A 20051-nucleotide genomic window follows, 5' to 3' on the forward strand; every position below is an offset into this window, starting at 1 on the left:
CTTGGTGGAAAAGTCAGAATTTCAATTGACGTTTAAAAAGCACATCGCCTAACATAGTATTATCCAAAATCTATAAAAGTTCTCCTTTAAATAAAGGTTTTGTTACTTACATTTCATCAATAGGTTAAACATAAGTAAAACAAATCAAAAAACATCGATAAACAGATAGATTCCACGTTTTTGCTGTTTGGCTTCAAAATTTAATGCTTGATAGATCGGTAGTTTTTCGCAGTAATATTCGTGGCTGGCTTTTGCCCAGCCATTTTTTATAAGTTCTTCATTCATGCATTTGCCGTTGGGTAAAATTACATAAGCCAACTGCCGTTTCCAGAAATCCAGTTGGTTTTTCTGTTCAGTCAGAATGGTGATCCTTGTGCCGGGAGGCACAAGGATCACCATAAAATCCAAACTCATCAGTCCAAACTGAACCAACCTTGAAGCAGGAATACCGCTTTTGGCTTCATCTTCTTTCGTTTTTCGGCTTATTCTGACTTCCGGAGCATCTAAGCCATATAATCTTACTTCCTTGCTTATTTGACCATATTCTTGCCTTACGATTAAACTGTCGCCATCCAAAACCCTTTCAACAATTAGATGAGTTTCAATTTGGAGGTCTTTCATTAGAAAATAATTTTCTTGTTCCTCTGTGGAAAAACTGCCGTTGTTTTCCGCTCCATTTGGTGTGATTGCATTGTATTTCATTGGTTTACAGTATTTTATCTATTGTTTTTATAAAGTTAATTCAAGAAATTTATAACGGTCTAGACAACAGTGTTTTTCTTTCTTTTTTAACATTAAAATTTTATTACAATGGCAAGACAAAAAGGTCTTATGAAGTACGTCGGAACCATCGGCGATGTAAGACATTTCAAAATCAAAGGGCAGGAAGGTTTCTTTGCCGGAATGGTAGGCGGTCCAACTGCTCAGCAGGTGCACACTGCACCGGAGTTCGAAAGAACCCGTGAAAATATGAACGAATTTGGCGGTTGTGCCAAAACAGGAAAATCCCTCAGAACGGCTTTATCTGCACTGATGGGGAAATTTACCGATACTCAGGTAACAGGTAGACTCACTTCGATTATGAAGAAAATCAATCTGGAGGACGGAACCGAAGCCAGAGGTTACCGAAAGGTAGAAGTTTCTACCCAAAGAAAATATCTGGAAGGATTTGAATTCAACAAAAACCTTTCTATCAGTGGAATTTTCAATGCTCCGTATGATGTTACGCATACAGCAGGAAGAGATTCTGCAGATTTTACGGTTGCCGCTTTTAATCCGGGTGATTTGATCTCCGCTCCTTCCGGATCTACGCATTTCCGTCTGATTAATGCTTTGGCGGTTTTGGCAGATTTTTCATACAATCCTACCACAGGAACTTATGAGCCGGATGATATGGAAAACAATGAGCTGACGGTGATTGAATATTCGCCTTACATTCCGTTAAATGCTACTTATGCAGGTGATTCTTTCACGGCTACACTGCCTGGAACTCCCACTTTAGGAACCAATGTTTCTGTGATTCAGTGTATCGGAATTGAGTTTTTCCAGGAGGTTAACAGTGTGTATTACCCTTTTGCTTCGGGTAACTGTCTCAAGATAGAGGAAGTTTTTTAGGTTACAATCTTCAAAGGGCTTTCCAAATCGGGAAGCCTTTTTTAATACTTAATTATTATGAAAACAAAAATAGTAAGAGTTGCCCAGGGCAAAAATTCCACACTCTCCCATCTTTATATTGATGGGATTTTTCAGTGTTTTCTTCTTGAAGATAAAATCCGTGAAATCAAAATAATGAAGCAAACGGCTATTCCAACAGGTTCATTTTATCTCACTTTAAATACTTGGGGCGGAATGAATAAGGACTATGCCAACAGGTTTCCCGTTGTGCATCGCGGAATGATTGAAATTGACGGTTTACCTACGTTTGATTCGGTGTATATCCATATCGGAAATACCATCACACAAACGGCAGGATGTCCGCTTTGCGGTCTGAGTTATATCAAAAAAGACGGTGATTTTCAGGTTCTGCAGTCTACGGATGCTTACAAAATGATTTATCCAAAACTTTTGAAAATGGTTCAAGGCAAGGAAAAAGGCATCATCATTGAAAATAATTTCCAATTCTAAAAACTTCAAAAAATGCATAATGAAATTACTTTGAGCGTATTTTTTGGAGCAATCAGCAGTTTGCTTCTTGGAATTGTTGCCTACTTTATCAAGCAGTTACACACTGATTTTAAGAGTATGGAGAAGGATATTTCCGAAGTCAAAACAATGGCTTTGGTCATCAAAACAGAGTTCAAAAATACCTATGATCTTCTGAATCAAAAAGTAGAATATTTAGAACAGAGAATCAATAAAATCGAGTTAAACCAAATAAAACATTCAGATCATGAATCCAGATAAACTTAATCTCATCCAAAGAATTGAAGCTCCTACGCCAAAATGGTTCAAACTGATCCGCACTACAGGATTAATATTTTCGGCAATAGGCGGAACGTTGGTTGCTGCTCCGGTTGCACTTCCTGCAGTTTTGGTGACCGTTGGAAGCTATTTGCTTTTGGGAGGAACACTAGCTTCGGCAATTGCACAGACGGCAGTCAGCACTTCAGAAATTCCCGAAAATCCGGTTAAAATTCAGGAAAATTCCTCTGAAAATCAGAATTTACAGGAATAACATCATTCATTTTATTGCTTTTATCCCCTATTACTCCCGCTCCAAAGGCGGGTTTCTTTTGTTTAGTGCATTTGCTTTCATTTTCCTGCAGTCCGTTATTTAGGAGGGTGAAATATGTAGGACTTATCCAGGGTTTTTGGTGGGAATGAAGTTCAATTAAAAGAAAAATCCCCGAAGTGGGGATTTTTAAGAATTAGAGTTGAAAATAATATTTCCGGACTAATACAGAACGAAGTTCTGAAAGCTGTTGAAGCTGTCTGGTATACTTTTCTTCGAGCTGATAAACCGCTTTGATGTCGGAAAGGATTTTTCCGTTCTGCTGCATCTTGGATAAACTTGGAATGATGAAATTCTGAATGATTTTTCTGAGTTCAGAAAGGCGAAGCATTTCGATAACGGAACCACATAAATACGGATGAAAAAAGCCGTTTTTCCAGAGTGTGAAAAAGGTCCAGTACAGGATTTCGAGTTCTTCCCGGTCTTTGCAGTACAGAATAAAACAGTTCGGGCAGGGTTCAAAAAGTGGTTTTCCGGCGTTTCTTCCTCTTGAAAGAATAAACAGAGCGTTTTCAGGCGTTTCCTTTTCGGAATTGTACGTGCGTACTTTGAAATTTGACATAGCGTGAGATTTAAAAATTTAGGCTCCGCCGAAAATTTTTCAAAAGAAAACGAAGAAAAAAACCGAAAAAAAAAGAAAAAAAGAAAGCCCTTTTGTAAGGGGGCGAGGCGTTGTGTCAAGGTTTTTTGGAAAAAGTTTTTGGCTATATTTTTTAGCCAAAAATTTTTTTTCAAAAACACGAAGTGCATGACCTTTACACAATATAGCGGCTGGCTTCGGGAGCCCCCTATCTTGCTTTGCTTTTTTTATTTTTTATTGGAAACTGAAAGTTCAAAGGAAGGATTCAAAGCGGTGGAAAGTTGCCTGGCAAAGGACGGTGAGCGTAGGAAAAGGCAGGTGTATGGCGGATTGGCGGAACGACAAACCGACATACTCCTGCGAGCGGCGACGAAACAGTATGGATATGTTTGCATAACCATATTGTGAAGGAACTGGAGAAGGTTGGATTTAGCTTCAGAAAGATGTGGCAAAAATGGGTAAATAAGCTTGCACAAAAATGATGCTTTTCGACATACTCAATCACCAATAAACTTTTAATTGAGTCTAAATGTGACAGGCGGAGGGAAAAATAGCGGTATGACTGACTGAAGGAAGGAGCTTTAGCTTGGCGTTTTCAGACCGATGCAAAAATGCACTGAAAATGCTTTCCTATAAAATGATTGCATTTTTGTAATGGACTGGGAACAAGGTGTTGGCAAAAGCTCCTGGAGGAAGGAAGGAATACTGCTATGCGCGTGAGTGAAAGTGGCTGAACAGATGAAATATTTTTTTATTTTTTTTAAAATATTTTCAGCTGAGAAGCGTCTGTAACGATTGGCAAATGACTACCCTTTCTGCATCATTTTTTTGCATCCTTTGAAATGGGTGGGTGGGCATTTGAACAGTTCAACAAAGACGAAAATTTCAATCAAAAGACGACAGAGCGGTGGCGCACAAAGGGCTTCGCCCGACTGCAAGGGAAGCATTTAACATAACGCCACATTATAGGCACAACACGTTGGCAGTTGCAGGAACGAAGCTTTAGCGAAGAGGAAGCAATCCCCGAAGCGGTTGGCTGTGCGTATAATGTTTGTTATGTTATTTGCTGGGGAGTATTTTAATCCTATTCATTCAACAATAATAGGATTTAATATTACATCTTTATCAGTAATATTCAGACAAAATGAATCTTCTTGATTTACAATTTCACAGATTTCAGCTAATAATTCCATCAAAATAGTATGGTCATAAAAAGATTCACCATAAATAGGATTCTCTTGAATCTTATCAAGAATTTTCTGATTTATTGAAAAAGTATTGTTTGAAATAAAGATTTCATCAAGACCATATTTCTGATATAGATGAATTAAGAATTCTATATCGTTACTTTCTAAAAAATCAATCTTAATCATACTATTTCAGCAATAAGTGAGGGATTGTAATGAGGAAATGCAAAATCATCAATATTCCTATCATCTAACCATGCTTTTTCAAATTTTTTAGACAAAACCATTGGCATCCTATGTTTTGTGTTATGAATTTCCGACATTAGTTCATTTGCTTGTGTAGTTACAATTGTAAAAGTAGTAAGTTGTTCCCCACTAACTTTATCAGTCCAAACATTATAAATACCACCCAATGCAAAGGGTTTTTTATCATTGTTTAATTGAATAAAATACTTTTCTTTTTCTTTCCCTTTTGTATCAAGCCATTTCCATTCATAAAAACCATTCACAATAACAAGACAACGTTTTTCAATTGATGCTTTAAAACTACTTTTCTCACCAATAGTTTCAATACGTGCATTTAATGTCATTTTCTGACCATCACGATTTTTTGCCCAAGGCGGAATAATACCCCAATTACCCAAGATAGCTTCATTTCTATTATCATCTAAAATTATTGGTGTATTAGGGTGAGCAAAACCATTTACAAAATTTGAACCTTTATATGTTGGACCATTATATTCTACCCCAAAAGATTCTTTGATTTCTTTTTCAGTAACATTATTTGAAATGAAATAACACATAATTTTATTAATTAAGAAGTGATTTTGTAATTAATATTTGTTTTTTAACAGATTCTTCATGTAAAGTTAAATAATCTGTAGGTAATAAAATAAAATTGAAAGCATCTAAAATAACATGGGATTTTTCACAACATAAAAGAATAAATAAATACCGTAAATCTGGATTATGTATAGGATCAGTAGTAGGATCAAAGGAATTGGGTGTGTATCTTTTATAAACTTTTAATTCAGTTTTATCAAAGACATATTGCTGATAACAATACATACTAATAAAACCATAAGAACGATAAAAATAATCATCTAAATCATCCTGATCACTCCATGATTGTTTTATATCTTCATAAAGTTGTTCAATAGAATAATCGTTCATAATTGATTAATTATTTAAAGCATTTTCTCTCTTTAATTTACGGTATTCCCAAGGTGAAATTGCATTTTTATCTTGCCATAAACCTAAATTGTTTTTTCTCGCATTAAATTCTAATTCCCCCAGACTTTTGTCTTTACTATAATAAAAATACCACCATCCGAAGCCTGCTTTAATTATTTCAGCAGATAGATATTTATCATCATAAAATATTTTAGCAATAGTTCTACCGTATCTATCTTCGTCAGTTGGAATAAAAGTTATCTGTTTTCCAAAAACCTGATCTGAAGTAAACTGCTTTGCATTTTTCCCAAAAGGTTGACCACTTTCTGGACAATCTACCTCTGCTAAACGTAATGTTTTTTGGATATTACCCTCTAATAAAACTACAACTGTATCACCATCTTTAACTCCAATTACCTTAGCAGTTGTTTGTGAGAGTATAAAAACAAAATGAAATAATAAAAAAACAAAAATGATTTTAAAATTCATACTATACTATTTGGGTGAATTATTTAAATATAATTGGTAATGAGGTAATGTAGGTTTATCTTCATCAAGGGAATGGACAAGAATATTTTTGATATACCCCTTTACTGTAAAAATACTATCATCGTTTTGTTTTGCAAAAAAATGTAATTTTTCGTAATGCCAAAATACATCTTTTCTCAATTCTCTAGACTGTTCATCTGTAAATGGATTTTCTTCTTCTCCATCATAATAAAGATATTCCTTGTAATTATTTTGCATTGACTTTAATTATTTGGTTTAAATCGGTAGTGTATCTGGGAGAAAGATTTTTTTGATTCATCTTCCAAGTTTTTTGAATATCCATAGATGCTAATTTAATTTTGTCTGTCCCTAAACGGCTATTCATATAATCCATCACCTGCATAACAGGCTTATGTTTTTCGTAATTATCTGTATCAAATAAAGAGATCATCCTCTCGGTATCAGGAACAAATTCTGTCACCATAACTCCTGCTTTTTTATACTGAAAATATGGTAAATAAATTTTATCCAGTGCTTGTATTGCAGCTTTTGATAAATCAATTGCCGAATTGGACGGATTAACCAATGTAAATGTAAAGGAATTACTGTATTGCTTTAAATCTTGCTTAAAACGGTCTGTCATAATAAATACTGTAACATATCTACAACAAGAATTCTGATGACGAAGTTTTTCTGAACATTTATAGGCAAAAGTTGAGACTCTTTCTCTTAGAACATCAATATCATCAGTTCTTTTATCAAAAGTTCTAGTAGTAGCAATACCTTTTTTTGGTTTAGAAACTGATAAATCATATTGAGAAATACCTCTTAATTCTTTATGCATTCTTAACCCATAAATACCCATTTCTTTTTGGACATAATCTTGTGGTAATTGGGTAAAATCCCAAGCAGATTTGATGCCTTTTGCAGAAAACCTTTCGTAATATCTTCTACCAATACCCCACACATCCTCAAGTGGAAACCATTTAAGAGCTTTCTCTATTTTCTGAGGATTATCTAACATATAAACTGAATTGGTTTTTACAGGAAACTTCTTAGCTATTTTATTTGCGACTTTTGCCAATGTTTTGGTAGGTGCTAGACCAATACTTGTTGGTACATCTAATCCTTTTAAAACCTTTTCCCTTAAATCTTCACAATGCTTTTGTAAATCAAGATATTCATAACCGTGAAAATCTAAAAAGGATTCATCAATACTATAAACTTCAATATCCTTACAATATCTACGGCAAATATTTGTAATTCTATTAGAAATATCACCATACAGAATAAAGTTTGCTGAAAAACAGGTTAAGCTAGATTCCTTTTCAAAATGCTGAATTTGGAAATAAGGCTGTCCCATCTTTATTCCCAAAGATTTAGCTTCATTACTTCTGGCAATAGCGCAGCCATCGTTATTACTGAGAACAACGACAGGTTTATTACGCAAATCGGGACGAAATATCCTTTCGCAACTTGCGTAGAAATTATTGCCATCTATTAAGCCGTACACTATTTCCTTAATTTATGAATATTAAATGTGGATACACCCCATAATTGAAAATCTGAATCTTCATTAATGTACATATCCGAATAAGTTGGATTTTCTGATTTCAATCTAATTTCTTCTAAACTTGTACCGTTTTCTTTATATTTTGGAATGTATCTTTTTACATAAAATTCTCCTTGGTAAAAGACTACGACAATATCATTTTCTCTTGGAAATAAGCCTTTTTGAATAACAAGCAAATCTCCATCAAAAACACCAATACCATTAAGTGAATCTCCAGTAACGTGAGCAAAAAAAGTTGTGTCTTTGTCCTTAATAAGGTATTTAAGCAAATCAATAACATCATCTGGAAAATCTAATGCAGGACTTTCAAAACTACCATAACCACCTGCCTTAACTTTGGCAGGAAGTACTGGAAACGCTATATCTTCTGACGAATCTAAGCGGAATATTGAAATCTTAGTCTGCAAAAAAAATAGTAAATTATTTGTTTATCCTTAATTAATCATCACCAAATACGCTATCCCAACTCATGGAATCTTCATCAAAATCGTCGTCATGTCTGTCTGGAAACATCATATCTAATTCACTTTCTTCATCATATCCATCGTCAAGATCATCTTCATCTAAGTATTCATTTTCATTAATTTCATAGTCAAAGTTATTTTTTTCTTTAAGTTCATTGACTTGCATACGTAAATTTGTTAGAAATGTCATCTCTGTACTATTTATCATACTAACAGGGTAATTGTTTAGTGACCTAATTTCATCCATAATTTCAATATTTAGATTAATTAATGCATCTTCAGCATTAAGATCACCAAATTCTAAATATTGTTTAGTTTCTAAAAACAAATTATTTAAATAATTAAAATTGTCTTGCATAATAGTAGCTATTTTTGATTATTAATTTATACCAAACTTGTTTATGAACAAAGTATCGAAATTGTGTTTTAGTGTTTCTTCATTGTAGAATGGTAAACCTATTAATCTGTATTTTCTGTTTGAGAAAATTTCTAATATTTTTCCTTGTTTTTCAATTTCTACTAGGAAATCTTGTTTCCATTTGTCTTTATCTATCAATTGAGAACCTTTAGGCTCGATAAATGCCTGAAAGATAATTGGCTTAGCATTATCTTTCTCTTTCATAAATAAAACAAAATCTGGCTCAAATACTTGACCATCATCAAAATTATATAGCTTAAAATGATTTTCATTTCTTAAAAGATAAATATCCTCGTATTTATTTTTTAATGAGGAATATGCCTGTTTTATGAACTTCACTAAGTATTTTTCTTCCGATGAACCATAATTGTCATTGAATGCATACCAATCTTCTTTGGAAAGGTCTATTAATAAATCTAAGTTAGTTGTTTCGGTTTGTGGAATACCTGTTTCCTTATCAGATGATTCATTCACGGAATAACTAATGGTTTTTTCTTTGAAAACATAAGATACATTTTGCGACTTAAACTCATAAGTTCCTTTAAACTCAATAAAGCCATTGGAAATGTATTTTGAAATTTCTTCCAAAACTTTAATTACAGATTTTAATTGAACTTCTTTATCTGGATTTAATGCAACAATTTCATCCCCTTCAATTTCAACTTTAATATCTTTTAGATATGATTCTGAATTGATAAATTCAGAAATAGAAGTAAGATTAGGAAATTTACTTTGTAAGTTATCAAATCTGTAAAATGGCAATTTATTAATTGCTTTTCTGATTACAGGTTCTCCAAAATCAAGAATGTTCCAAATCTTTGTTTCTCGCTTTAAAGCAACTGTTGTATTTTCTTCAAATATTTTTGATGAGGAAGAATAACCTGTACTGAAAACTGATTTGACGATTTTGTTACGGATAGCTGGAGACAATTCTGTAACATCTGAACGATCATAGGGTTTTCTCTCATTAGTAAAAATAAACCCCGATTTATAAAAGTCAGACTCTATAAAACTATCTTTAAGTTTAAGAACTCTCTGTACAACTTTTGGTGCTTTTAACCCAATTTCTTCTAATGCTTTATTAAGCTCAGAAATATACTTTGGATTGTGTGCTGAATGATAATACAACTCCTCACAGATACGCAAAGGAAAATCTAAATCATCATCGTACTTACGTTGAAATAATGATTGACTTTCATCCAATTGGAAAGGACAATAACGAGCACCACGACCAATTAATTGAGCTTCGGACATTGTTGTTTTACCTATTTTACCTGCCTTATGGTCGCTATCTCTTGTATTATACAAACGGACAATATCGAAAAGATTAAGTACGTCCCAACCTTCATTTAGTTTATCTACAGCGAATACAACACGATACTCATTGGATTTGTCTTCTAAGCTATTGATAATAAGTTGTTTTTCATCTGTATCATTCTTGCTATTGACTGAAATACACTTATCCCCTCCAAAGTCTTCTTTGAGTTCAATCAATAAGTTTTCTATTGAAACTTTATTTTCATCGAAATAATTGAATATTTTTTTGAAAATACCTTTATCATTTTTTGCTTTTATGTTGAGAATATCTTTTTCTGAAAGGGTTTTTATTTTTTCTATAAATTCATCATAGAAAGTAACACTTTCCCCGATAGTTTTAGATTTTAGTAGAATTACAGGTTTTATATTCTTTTTAAAGTCTTGAAATATTTTACGACGATATTGACTTAATAAAACGGCTTGTAAAGTACGTTCGAAAGGTTCTAAATCTGCTTGTAATAATTGTACTTCTTTAGAATATTTATCGATACGGAATTGTTTTAAAGGATAATCGAAAATTAATTTATCCTCGTATTTTTCCTTCACATTGGCATTGTCTAAATCTGCTGTAGCTGTGAATTCTAATAATAAATTATCTGAATTGGATTTGAAAATTTTGTTTACAGTGCTTTCCCAACTGATTATTTCTTCTGCTTCATCTTTTGATAATTTACCCTTTTTAGTATCTGCATTGATATGATGGGCTTCATCTGAAAGTAAGACTACTTTCTTATCTTCGAAATCTTCGTATGTAATGCTATTTTCACGCGGTGCATTTAGCCTTGTATGTAAGCCTTGAACTGTGGTAAATACAATATTGATATCCTCTGAATTAACCGCTTCGAAATTTTCTACTTCAACTATTTCTACACGCTTATCTGAAAACGAAATTGTGTCGTTAAACAAGTATTTTGAAGACAAATTGTTTAGAAAATTATCTTTAGTTTTCTCAATAATTGAAGTGCTATTGACAAAAAAAATAAAATTTCTGTACCCACGTTGGTATAAATCTAAAATTATACCTGCCATAACCAAAGTTTTACCACTTCCTGTAGCCATGTGAAATAACAATTGGGAAGGTATTTGTTTTTGAGGATACGATGTAAGATAGTAATTGAAACGTGCAAATGCTTCAATTTGATAAGGTCTTAATCCCCATTTAGGATTAAGATTATTTACGATATTTGGGTTAGCTTCTAATTTGATAAAACCTAACGAAATACCAGAGCTTATCAAAGTATTAAGATTTTCCATTTAATATTTTAAAGATCTATGAAAATATTCTAGTAAATGACTCTTTCCATTTTCAACTTTTTCTTTTGATTTGTAATAAAGTGACGGAAATGTCTTATCACCATATGTGACAGGAGGTTCATTAATAATCATATTTATTCTTGAATTATCATTGACTAAATTATAAGTTTTACCATTATTAGATATTGAGTTATATATGCTATCTGGCTTATTTTGATTAATAAATTTGTTCATTGCAGCTTTATATTTATTGTGATAATCCCAGTCTATTGAACCATTTTTTAATGGAAAATATGGGATCGTAACCTTATCCAAAATTTTCAACTGAAAATCAAAATTATTTTGAGACCAAGTAATAATAATATATTTCAGACTAGACTGAACTCTTAAAATTTCTTGTGAAGTCCACCTTCTAATATCATCATGATATACCGTGTACCCCCATTGATTAATACTTGACATTTTGCACAGAAAATAATCATTATTACAATGATTTAAAACACCAACTCTATCAGCATTTTGAAATTCTATAATACCAATTGGATTATTTTCAAAATCACATACAAAACAATCTATATTCGTTGGCCAAGGCGTACCAGCTTTTCGTAATTTTTTATCAAAATTTGGTAAATCATCATATTCTCTAAAGGTTTTGTTTGATTTCCAACCTTTAATGCTATAAATCCAATCAGCAAACTCTTTGTAAGAATTAAATTCAAGGTTTAATATTAAATTATCAATAGTCACAAACTCATATACGAATACTTTTTCGGATTCGTCACAATATAATACATATTGCAAATTGATATTAAAGCACTTAGCAAAATTAATTTTTCGTAAAAGTTTCTCAATTGACTCTAAATCAATTATTAATTTCCTAATATCATCTACCGCTTGAGTTCCATTTTCATCAATATCTACCCGAGCTCTTTCGAATAAATTTTTTACTAAATTATCTTTATCTTGATTACACCCTTCAATACTTTCAAAATAATATGAGTTTTGAGACAGTAAAACATCTTTAGCCCAATTTTTTTCATCACTCCTTTCGGAAGTTTCTTTTCTCAAGTTAGTTAATAGCATTATAGATTATAGAATTGATTAGTATAATTTAAATCAAGTTTTGAAATACTGTAATCCAAATTTTGACTTTCAGTTAGTGGCACATATAACATATTTTTATCAAAACATTCTAATAATGTTTTTTTTGCAGCTTTTAAATTATCATTAGAAAGTTCCAATAACGATTTTAAATAATTTTCATTTAATGTAATTTTTATTAAAGGATTTAAAGTTAAATTTTGGATAAATTTTATAATTTCAATAAAATCCCTAGTTTCGGAAACTTTATCAATAATTAATTGATTTAACTTCATTAATTCACAATATACAAATGAGTCTTTAGTTGTTGCTAATACTCTTTCTAAAGTTACTTTATCAATATAATCCATTTGTTCAACTAAAATATATTTTCGATTACTATTTAGTTCCTTATTTACCTCTGAAACGGCTTCAGCAGTTGATCCACTTCCAGCGAAAAAATCTAGTATTATATCATTATCACTTGTAGAAAACTTTATGATTTTCTTTAATAAATTAATTGATTTTGGATTTTCGAATACTTTTCGTCCCATGATTTTAGTGAGAGCTTTAGTAGACTTCCTATTATCTTCGTAAAAATATCCTTTAAGCAATTCAGTTGCTGTTTCAATCCTTTTTTTAATTTTTGGAATACCATTTTCATCATCAGGCCATAATACTTCACCATTTTCATCTGCTTCATTAAATGTTTCTATTGGCCACCTGTAACCATTTTCAGGCTTTTTACACGCTTGTTTAGTAATTGGATGGATAATATCAAAATTGTAACCTCCTGGTTTTGTATTAGCTGAATTGCCTGGATAAAAAACTCCTTTCTCATCAACATAATTATAATGAGAAACCCCTGACAAATCAACATCATTACTTTTTTTCATTGCGTTAACCCATGCTCTTAAATTTTTTTCTATCAATTTAATATCATCACCTAGTTCAAGTTTTAATTCGTTGTATTTATTTATTATGTGTTGAGCTTTATCTGATGTAATTTTCCATTTTGGAAGAATATTTTTATTTTTTGCATAGCATAAAACATACTCATGCTCAATAGATATTTGAGTGGGATTATTATCTGTAGCTGTTTCCCAAATAATTTCACCAACAAAATTTTCCCGTCTAAAAATTTCATCACAAAGAACTTTTAGATAAGCTTGTTCATTAACATCTATAGAAATAAATAATACACCATTTTCTTTCAATAGCTCATAAGCAACTTCTAAACGATTTTTCATAAATGTTAACCAAGTAGAATGGTTAAAACTATCATTGTATGAAAAGGAGTCTTTACCTGTGTTATATGGTGGATCAATATAAATTAATTTGATTTTGCCTTTATAGACTTTTTTAAGAGAATGAAGAGCAATAAGGTTGTTCCCTTTAATAATCAAATTATCATCCAAAGAAATGCTTTCTACTTTATGTTCACCATCTTTATCATATTTTTTCCAATTGCTTAATACTTTTGGTTCAAACAATCTATCGATTTCTTCAGGGGCAAGGGTTTCACTCCAAAAAATCTCACTTCTTTTTTCATTATCTTTTGTCTGACCACCTTCTAAAACACAATCTTTGTAAGGGAAATCTAAAACTACTTCTTTAGCTTCTGTAAGGTATTCACCATTTGCAGTAAGACCAATTTTGTTTTTAAAGGCAGTAAAACTATCGGGTAAAAAATCTTTGTTAGAAACAAATTTTTGAAATTTGATTTTATCAAAAACTAAAACGCCTTCTACGTCTACAAAAAACGTTGATTTAGCTTTCTCATCTTTTATTAAAATTGAAATAAGAGAGGGATCTAATTTTAAAGCTGCTTCAACAACTTTGTTTTTAAAAACTTCACCGTCTTTGGCAAAGTTTTCATTCTGACTAAGGAGTTCTTTTATATGGTCGAATAAACTCATGTATTGAAAGTATATTATTAATTTTTATTGTAAAATATGTAAACTCTCAAATATACAAAGTGCAATTGAAAGAAAAAAACGGAAAACCGTAAATACGTAAGAACGTAAGAGAAAATCTGTAAAAAGATTTTTTTGCTATTCAGTTGTAAAAAAAACTATTTAAAATGAGGGGTTAAGAGCAAAGAAAAGAAGCGAGGTACGGGGTTTGCACTATTCTACTCTAGTTCAGCATTTTTTTTCTAAAGAAAAAAAATGAAAAAGTGTTTTATTAAAAATCACTTACGTTACTTACGTTGTTACTTTGATGAAATTAAAAGAAAACGAGTGCTTTTTTGCACACGCTTTCAATTATCAAATCTGAAAGGTATTTTTTGCTGCTCCAAAATTTCTGTACTGGGTGTTTCAAATTGTTGATTTTCCTTGTTAACTTCTTCGTATTCATGAAGTATTATTGGGTAAACATAGACTTTGTTTTTAACTATTTTCTTGAAGCCATGCTTTTTTAACGCCATTCCTAATTTACGGACAGTTGCTTCATTAATATTAATATTTGCACGTGATGAAAGTATTTGTGCGATTTGTGTGGTATTGAAGAAATATTGAGCTTTGTCCTTTTCGGCAGGTTCAAACCACGTTAACAGCAATTCCTCTTCTGGGCTTCGTAATTGGTATTGTTCATTGTTTTGGTTGATTTCTTTGATTTCTTCCTGGTTGAACCAATGGCGGAAGCCATTGGTGAATAATGACAGTGCCTGTGCATAGACTTTGTTGATGTCGATTTCGTGGGTGTACACGATATGTTCTACTTCAAAACACAGAAAACGGCGTGAGCCGGTGGTATCATTCAAGAATTGGGCAGTGTTAACAGAACCAGCGAAGCTGGCTCTGCGTGGCATATTTTCGTTATTATGACCGTATGCTTTTCGCATTCTGATATGTGTTTTGGTGATGATTTCTTTTAAACTTCCGATTTCTGAACGGTTGAGATTTTCCAGTTCGTCCAGATTGATTAACATACATTCTGCTAAGTGGATTAGAGTATCTTTATTACTTGGATTTATGGTTCCCGAAAAAATGTATTCTTTCAGTTGTTTAGGCATTAGTTTTTCTATCCAGGTTGTTTTTCCTAAACCTTGTTTCCCGCTGAATACAATGACGGTTTGATTGACTTGTTTTTCGTCCAATACACAGGCAACCATTGCCACAAACCATTTTTTGAAACAGGTTCTCCAAAGCTCCTGCTTTGTCGTGGTAATGGTATCTGCCAATTGCTGAATATAATCGTTTTCTTCTTCATATTTCGGTAAGTTTTCAAAATAAACTTCAAATGGATCGAACATTTCGCAATAATCGGAATGAAGCAAATTCCGTAAGGAATTGATGCTGCATTTTACTTTCGCTTTGAGGATTTCACGAAGAATAGAGTTTTCTGTGAAGTCGGTCATCGGTTTAAACTTGGTGGCTTTAATGGTTTTAAATTCTAATTTCCCTAATACTTTGTTGTAACGGAAATTGTATCGTTTATCTAAAAACATTTCGAGCTTATCGATAAAACTTGGTTTTTCTTCGTCCTCAGATTCCTCACTTTCGTTCGGAATGACATTGGTTTTACGCACGTTTATCACTCGCGGATTTTTCGGTTTAAATTCGTCTGAATTGAATTGTGAGGTGTTTTGATAGGCACTTTGAACTGCTACTGAAACTTCTTTGGTGTCATATCCATAATCTACCAAAATATAGCCTAAAGCCATTGCTTCGGGAATGCCTTTTCTGTTAAGATTGTTGGCTAGCTGAAATACAAAATTGTTGCGGTTGCCTTCTGCAAACTGTTCTTTTTTCTCTGTGAAGCGGACACAATGTTCATACTGAACATCGTAGTTGTCGGTTGATCGTTGTCTGTTGATAGGAAATCCTTCGACAAGCTCAGGATGACAGTCGTTTTCATTTTCTTTTTCAGGGAATACAACGGAAGTGGTGTTAGCGAAGCATTCGGGATCATACGATACAAAACAAAGTCTGGTAATGTCCTTTCCTGATTTATCGATTTCTACCGCCAATAATTCTTCAAAATATCGCTGCAATTTCAGAAACATTTCTTTGTGGTTTTCCTGATCGGACGAAACTTTCACAAAAATTTTGAGTCCATTTCCGGAAGGACTGATAAAAGCTGCAAAAACATATTCATTTTCTATTGCTTTTGATTTTACTTCTGCCAGTTTATTTTTTTCGAGTTTATCAATATCCAAGCAAATGATTTGATTATAGTTTTGCAGAAATTCCATTTTTCTTCCGCCTTTGAATGTGGCACTTGGTGTGAATGCTGGAAGAGATTTTTTGATGCGTTCTGCCGCTTCTTTTTTGTCTTCGGCAATGGATTTTCTAAGGTAAACGATTTGGTTTCGATAGGTTCCGTTTTTGATGTTATCCAATACTTTTTCTATGGGTTGCGTATCGGTTACTTCGTTGAAGTTTTGAAATATGGTGGTTTTCATTATTTTAGAAGTTAAAAGTTAGAGTGTAGAGTTTAGATAAAAGCCCTCAGATATTTTAAGGGCTTGCATTTTTAATTGATCAGAATTGAAAATTTTACTTTTTTGCAAATGACTTGTTGTAGTAGATTTCCATACATTTTTCGACATCGGAAAGTTTGTAATAAATTTTGCTTCCAACTTGGCTAAAAGAAATTTTCCCTTCGTCTCGCCATGTTTGTGCCGTTCTTGGTGAAATTTTTAGCATTTCCATAAACTGTTTGTTATCCAAATACGTTTCTTGTACTATGCCAGATTTTGTGTTTACTTTGTTTGCAATGTCATTAATTTTTGAGATTAATTCTTCAAACTGGTCTTTTGATAAGATAATGGCTTCCATAATATTTTTGTTTTAAAGATTATGAAGCAAAGGTGAAATTTTGTGGAAAGTCCGATAAGTACTTTTTAGTCCGATCGGACTAAAAAACTTGCAAAGCGCAATGAAATAAGGCTTATTAGTTTTAAGGTTTTATTGAAAAATCGGACTAGAGTTTTACTGAATTGTCAGAATTCGGATCTTTGTCATTTCGGTTTGGGGAAAGATAGGTTTGCACTGTTTCTTTAGAAATGCTATTCCCGTTTTCATCCTCAAAATTATTGCAAATAAATAAGGCTATATCTTTGATTTTGTTTTGAATATAAGGCAATCCGCTTGGTTTTACATCTGTCATCATTTGCTTGAAAGCATTGGTCATAATATTTAACGGACCATACAATCTGATTTTCTCCATCTTTTGATTTTGAACTTTTGATTTCTTAGTTTCTTCCTCCAATTGGATTTTTAGGGAAGCAAGTGTTTGAATTTGTGTAATATATTTTTTACATTCTCCTGAATATACAGGAAGTTTATGATTAATCATTTCGATATCCGCACTTTCATACTCAAAGATTTCTTTTGTTAAATACAGAATTTTTTCTGCGTCAGTCTGCATTTTCTCTACATTTTCACGTGTTTCTTTAATCGAAAAATATCGTTCTTCGGCTTGTGCATTAATATACTTCGTATTTGGTCTGATTTGACTTTGTTTTAGTCCGTCGGACTTTAAAGCGGTGCGTTTGAATTCAATGCAGGTGTATAATTTTGTTTTTCTACTCTCGTTTCTTGCGCCAATAAATAATTCAGAATTAACTTCAATCAGTTTCTCCAATTTATTAAGCCACAACATTGCATTTTTAGAATGGTTGCATTGATAGTCTAAAAAATCGGGAATTTCAGAATGTTTTAAAGAAAATAATTTTTCAAAAAGTTGAGTGCAATAAGAATGTAAATCAGTTACTAGGGAAAAATCCACATCGAGTTCCTGATTGAAATCTTTGGAATTCAACCTTGTCATATAATCCGCAAAAGGAACAGTTTCCAAATTTTGAAAGCGGTTTGACATCTACATAATAGATTTTAAATAAAAATTCAGCTTTAAAAGCAGTTTTTAAACTCATTAAAAAGAATTTTGATAAAAACAATTCAAGTTTCAAAAAGAAAAATGGAACATTTTCATCATTGTGTATTCTATTCAAAATTAAGAAAAAGAACGCAAAAAAAATCATCCTGAATTCCAGAATGATTATAAATTTATCAACATAGAAACACTTTTGTATCTATTTTATCAATTTTAGATACTATTATGTACTTACATTTTAACGAAACTGTCAACCGCTTTATCCAGTTCTTCACTAATGATCTTGGCGTAAATCTGAGTAATCCCAATATCAGTATGATCCAATAGCTTTGAAACATACTCTATTCTCATACCGTTGTTCAGAGCATTGGTAGCAAACGTATGGCGGCTTAAATGAAATGAAAGTGTGAAAGGCAATTCCAAATCTTTTCCAATTTTTCGAAGCCGAATTCCACATAAACTGGTATTATTATCAATCATTCTTTGCTGATATTCGTTATTTTTATCAAAAAAATCAACATCCGGAATTAAGGGGAAAATAAAATCGTTTGTTGTAACATCTGAATTTTTATACTTATTGAGAATAGAAACAGCATCTTCGCCAATACGTAGGGCGTGATGTCTGCCTGTTTTTCGGATGACTTTGGAAATTCTTTGTTCTTCTTCATTGTATTCCTTCCACTTTAAAGAAAGCACATCACTAAATCTCAATCCACCCGCAAATACGGAAAACATAAACATATCCCTGTAAATATCTTCTTTGCTCATTGGTTCCAGTTCAAGCTCTTTAAATTTTTTGAACTGGTCTTTCGTCAAGAATAACCTTTTGCCCTTTTCCCTTTTTACTTTGACTTTTGAAAATGGATACATCGTTTCAGGTATAAGATCTTCATTCATTGCAGCTTTGAACATAATGGACAAAACCAACAGAGAATAGTTTTGAGTGGTTGCTCCATTACCCAATTTATTACCCATATACGAAACATAATCGTTCAACAATGTCACTGAAATATCATCGAAATTCAAATCCCTGTGTCCAACAAATTTTTCAAATTTATGGGTGTATTTCTTGTAATTAGAAATGGTTTTTAATGAAAGACTTGCTTTGAGAATATCGCATCTTTTATCCACATATTGAAAGAAATTAACGGAAGGCATTCCCTTGATTGCCCGCTTCAATTTCTTCGCGGATATTGTAGTTGATTTTCTTTCTTCGTCTGCAACTAAGCTTTCTGCATCAGCAATTTTAACCGCCAAAAAAGCATTCATTCTGGCGGAATTTTCTTTGTTCTTTTTTACTCGCTGTTTATCTTCATCCCATTCGTTAATTTTCAGTTTAACTCCGGTAGATACGTATTTTACTTTACGATCTTTAATCACACGAATGTAAAGCGGACAATGCCCGGAAGCATCTACTTTCTTTACGATCAATACTAATTTTATTGAAGCCATAGTTTTTATATTTTGATTAAAAATGAGTAATATTACCAACGAAAGCAAAGGACAGCAATTCAGTAAATATACTGTTTAATAATCCACTGCAATACAATACAAAGGTAAAACTTTTGGTAAAACAAATAGCATATTTATTTACTTTTTTCTGCATTATTTTGATATACTCATTTTCATAAATACCCTATATATAAGCATTTAACAGCAATTAGTTTCTATCAGTTTATTTTTTCGGATAACATTGTATTGGCAAAATGCGGGGTTGAATATAAAATAGAAAATGTGGAAATATTTATCCGCCGCTGCTTTTTATTTCCACAATTTTCAGTAATTTAGTTCGAAGAAAAAGCATCGGCTCCACGCAGGTCTAAATTGAACTTCCAGTTAAATTAAGCCCGCACTTCGCCAATACTTTTTCCGTTGTACGACATAGTAACGCCGTTTCAGAAATTTAGTGCAACAAATGTTAAAATAATTAACACAATTTTA

At 32.2% G+C, this 20051-nt stretch carries 21 protein-coding genes; 4 read left to right on the top strand and 17 right to left on the bottom strand.

Features of this window, described 5'->3' with window-relative positions:
• Positions 1 to 144: 144 nt before the first annotated feature.
• Complete coding sequence (locus RT037_RS12810; protein WP_313032000.1) at positions 145 to 702, bottom strand: thermonuclease family protein; 558 nt, start codon at positions 700 to 702, stop codon at positions 145 to 147.
• 129 nt (positions 703 to 831) lie between these two features.
• Here RT037_RS12810 and RT037_RS12815 point away from each other — a divergent pair, with 129 nt between their 5' ends.
• Genes RT037_RS12815 through RT037_RS12830 form a run of 4 tightly spaced genes read left to right on the top strand, consistent with a single transcriptional unit; the run spans position 832 to position 2674 of the window.
• Entirely contained in the window at positions 832 to 1614 is a 783-nt protein-coding gene (locus tag RT037_RS12815) for a hypothetical protein (protein WP_313032001.1), read from the top strand.
• 57 nt (positions 1615 to 1671) lie between these two features.
• Positions 1672 to 2124, top strand: coding sequence for a DUF5675 family protein (locus RT037_RS12820; protein ID WP_313032004.1), 453 nt, complete (start codon positions 1672 to 1674; stop codon positions 2122 to 2124).
• 12 nt (positions 2125 to 2136) lie between these two features.
• Entirely contained in the window at positions 2137 to 2403 is a 267-nt protein-coding gene (locus tag RT037_RS12825) for a hypothetical protein (protein WP_313032007.1), read from the top strand.
• Positions 2390 to 2674, top strand: coding sequence for a hypothetical protein (locus RT037_RS12830; RefSeq protein ID WP_313032008.1), 285 nt, complete (start codon positions 2390 to 2392; stop codon positions 2672 to 2674). Before RT037_RS12825 ends, RT037_RS12830 begins: the two co-directional genes overlap by 14 nt.
• Positions 2675 to 2867: 193 nt before the next feature.
• On the opposite strand, the gene RT037_RS12835 is transcribed toward RT037_RS12830, so the two are convergent.
• From RT037_RS12835 to RT037_RS12910, 16 genes are all read right to left on the bottom strand, one after another.
• Positions 2868 to 3293, bottom strand: a complete 426-nt coding sequence (locus RT037_RS12835; protein ID WP_313032009.1) for a DUF6943 family protein — start codon at positions 3291 to 3293, stop codon at positions 2868 to 2870.
• Between the two features lie 1106 nt (positions 3294 to 4399).
• Positions 4400 to 4684, bottom strand: a complete 285-nt coding sequence (locus RT037_RS12840) for a hypothetical protein (RefSeq protein WP_313032011.1) — start codon at positions 4682 to 4684, stop codon at positions 4400 to 4402.
• The gene (locus RT037_RS12845; protein ID WP_313032015.1) at positions 4681 to 5301 is read right to left on the bottom strand and encodes an SOS response-associated peptidase; all 621 of its coding nucleotides are present in this window, start codon (positions 5299 to 5301) and stop codon (positions 4681 to 4683) included. The genes RT037_RS12840 and RT037_RS12845 overlap by 4 nt, the downstream gene beginning before the upstream one ends.
• 7 nt (positions 5302 to 5308) lie before the next feature.
• Complete coding sequence (locus tag RT037_RS12850; RefSeq protein ID WP_313032016.1) at positions 5309 to 5671, bottom strand: hypothetical protein; 363 nt, start codon at positions 5669 to 5671, stop codon at positions 5309 to 5311.
• Between the two features lie 6 nt (positions 5672 to 5677).
• Complete coding sequence (locus tag RT037_RS12855) at positions 5678 to 6160, bottom strand: thermonuclease family protein (protein ID WP_313032019.1); 483 nt, start codon at positions 6158 to 6160, stop codon at positions 5678 to 5680.
• Between the two features lie 6 nt (positions 6161 to 6166).
• Entirely contained in the window at positions 6167 to 6418 is a 252-nt protein-coding gene (locus RT037_RS12860) for a hypothetical protein (protein WP_313032020.1), read from the bottom strand.
• The gene (locus RT037_RS12865; RefSeq protein WP_313032022.1) at positions 6408 to 7673 is read right to left on the bottom strand and encodes a Y-family DNA polymerase; all 1266 of its coding nucleotides are present in this window, start codon (positions 7671 to 7673) and stop codon (positions 6408 to 6410) included. The genes RT037_RS12860 and RT037_RS12865 overlap by 11 nt, the downstream gene beginning before the upstream one ends.
• Positions 7673 to 8140 (bottom strand): S24 family peptidase, encoded by a 468-nt coding sequence (locus RT037_RS12870; RefSeq protein ID WP_313032024.1) that lies wholly within the window; start codon positions 8138 to 8140, stop codon positions 7673 to 7675. The genes RT037_RS12865 and RT037_RS12870 overlap by 1 nt, the downstream gene beginning before the upstream one ends.
• Positions 8141 to 8171: 31 nt before the next feature.
• Positions 8172 to 8555 carry a hypothetical protein gene (locus RT037_RS12875; RefSeq protein ID WP_313032027.1) on the bottom strand — a complete coding sequence of 128 codons (384 nt, stop codon included), beginning with the start codon at positions 8553 to 8555 and terminating at the stop codon, positions 8172 to 8174.
• A 21-nt stretch (positions 8556 to 8576) separates the two neighbouring features.
• Complete coding sequence (locus RT037_RS12880) at positions 8577 to 11186, bottom strand: DEAD/DEAH box helicase family protein (protein ID WP_313032028.1); 2610 nt, start codon at positions 11184 to 11186, stop codon at positions 8577 to 8579.
• On the bottom strand, positions 11187 to 12254 hold the full coding sequence (locus RT037_RS12885; RefSeq protein WP_313032031.1) for a hypothetical protein: 1068 nt from the start codon (positions 12252 to 12254) through the stop codon (positions 11187 to 11189).
• Between the two features lie 14 nt (positions 12255 to 12268).
• On the bottom strand, positions 12269 to 14185 hold the full coding sequence (locus RT037_RS12890) for a site-specific DNA-methyltransferase (RefSeq protein ID WP_313032034.1): 1917 nt from the start codon (positions 14183 to 14185) through the stop codon (positions 12269 to 12271).
• Between the two features lie 344 nt (positions 14186 to 14529).
• Entirely contained in the window at positions 14530 to 16677 is a 2148-nt protein-coding gene (locus tag RT037_RS12895; RefSeq protein WP_313032038.1) for a VapE domain-containing protein, read from the bottom strand.
• Between the two features lie 94 nt (positions 16678 to 16771).
• Positions 16772 to 17053 carry a helix-turn-helix domain-containing protein gene (locus RT037_RS12900; protein ID WP_313032039.1) on the bottom strand — a complete coding sequence of 94 codons (282 nt, stop codon included), beginning with the start codon at positions 17051 to 17053 and terminating at the stop codon, positions 16772 to 16774.
• A 145-nt stretch (positions 17054 to 17198) separates the two neighbouring features.
• On the bottom strand, positions 17199 to 18095 hold the full coding sequence (locus RT037_RS12905) for a hypothetical protein (RefSeq protein WP_313032041.1): 897 nt from the start codon (positions 18093 to 18095) through the stop codon (positions 17199 to 17201).
• Between the two features lie 246 nt (positions 18096 to 18341).
• A complete protein-coding gene (locus RT037_RS12910) occupies positions 18342 to 19562 on the bottom strand; it encodes a site-specific integrase (RefSeq protein WP_313032043.1) in 1221 nt (406 codons plus the stop codon).
• Between the last annotated feature and the right edge of the window lie 489 nt (positions 19563 to 20051).

It is taken from the genome of Soonwooa sp., assembly GCF_032062245.1.
In the GTDB taxonomy this organism is placed as follows: domain Bacteria; phylum Bacteroidota; class Bacteroidia; order Flavobacteriales; family Weeksellaceae; genus Soonwooa.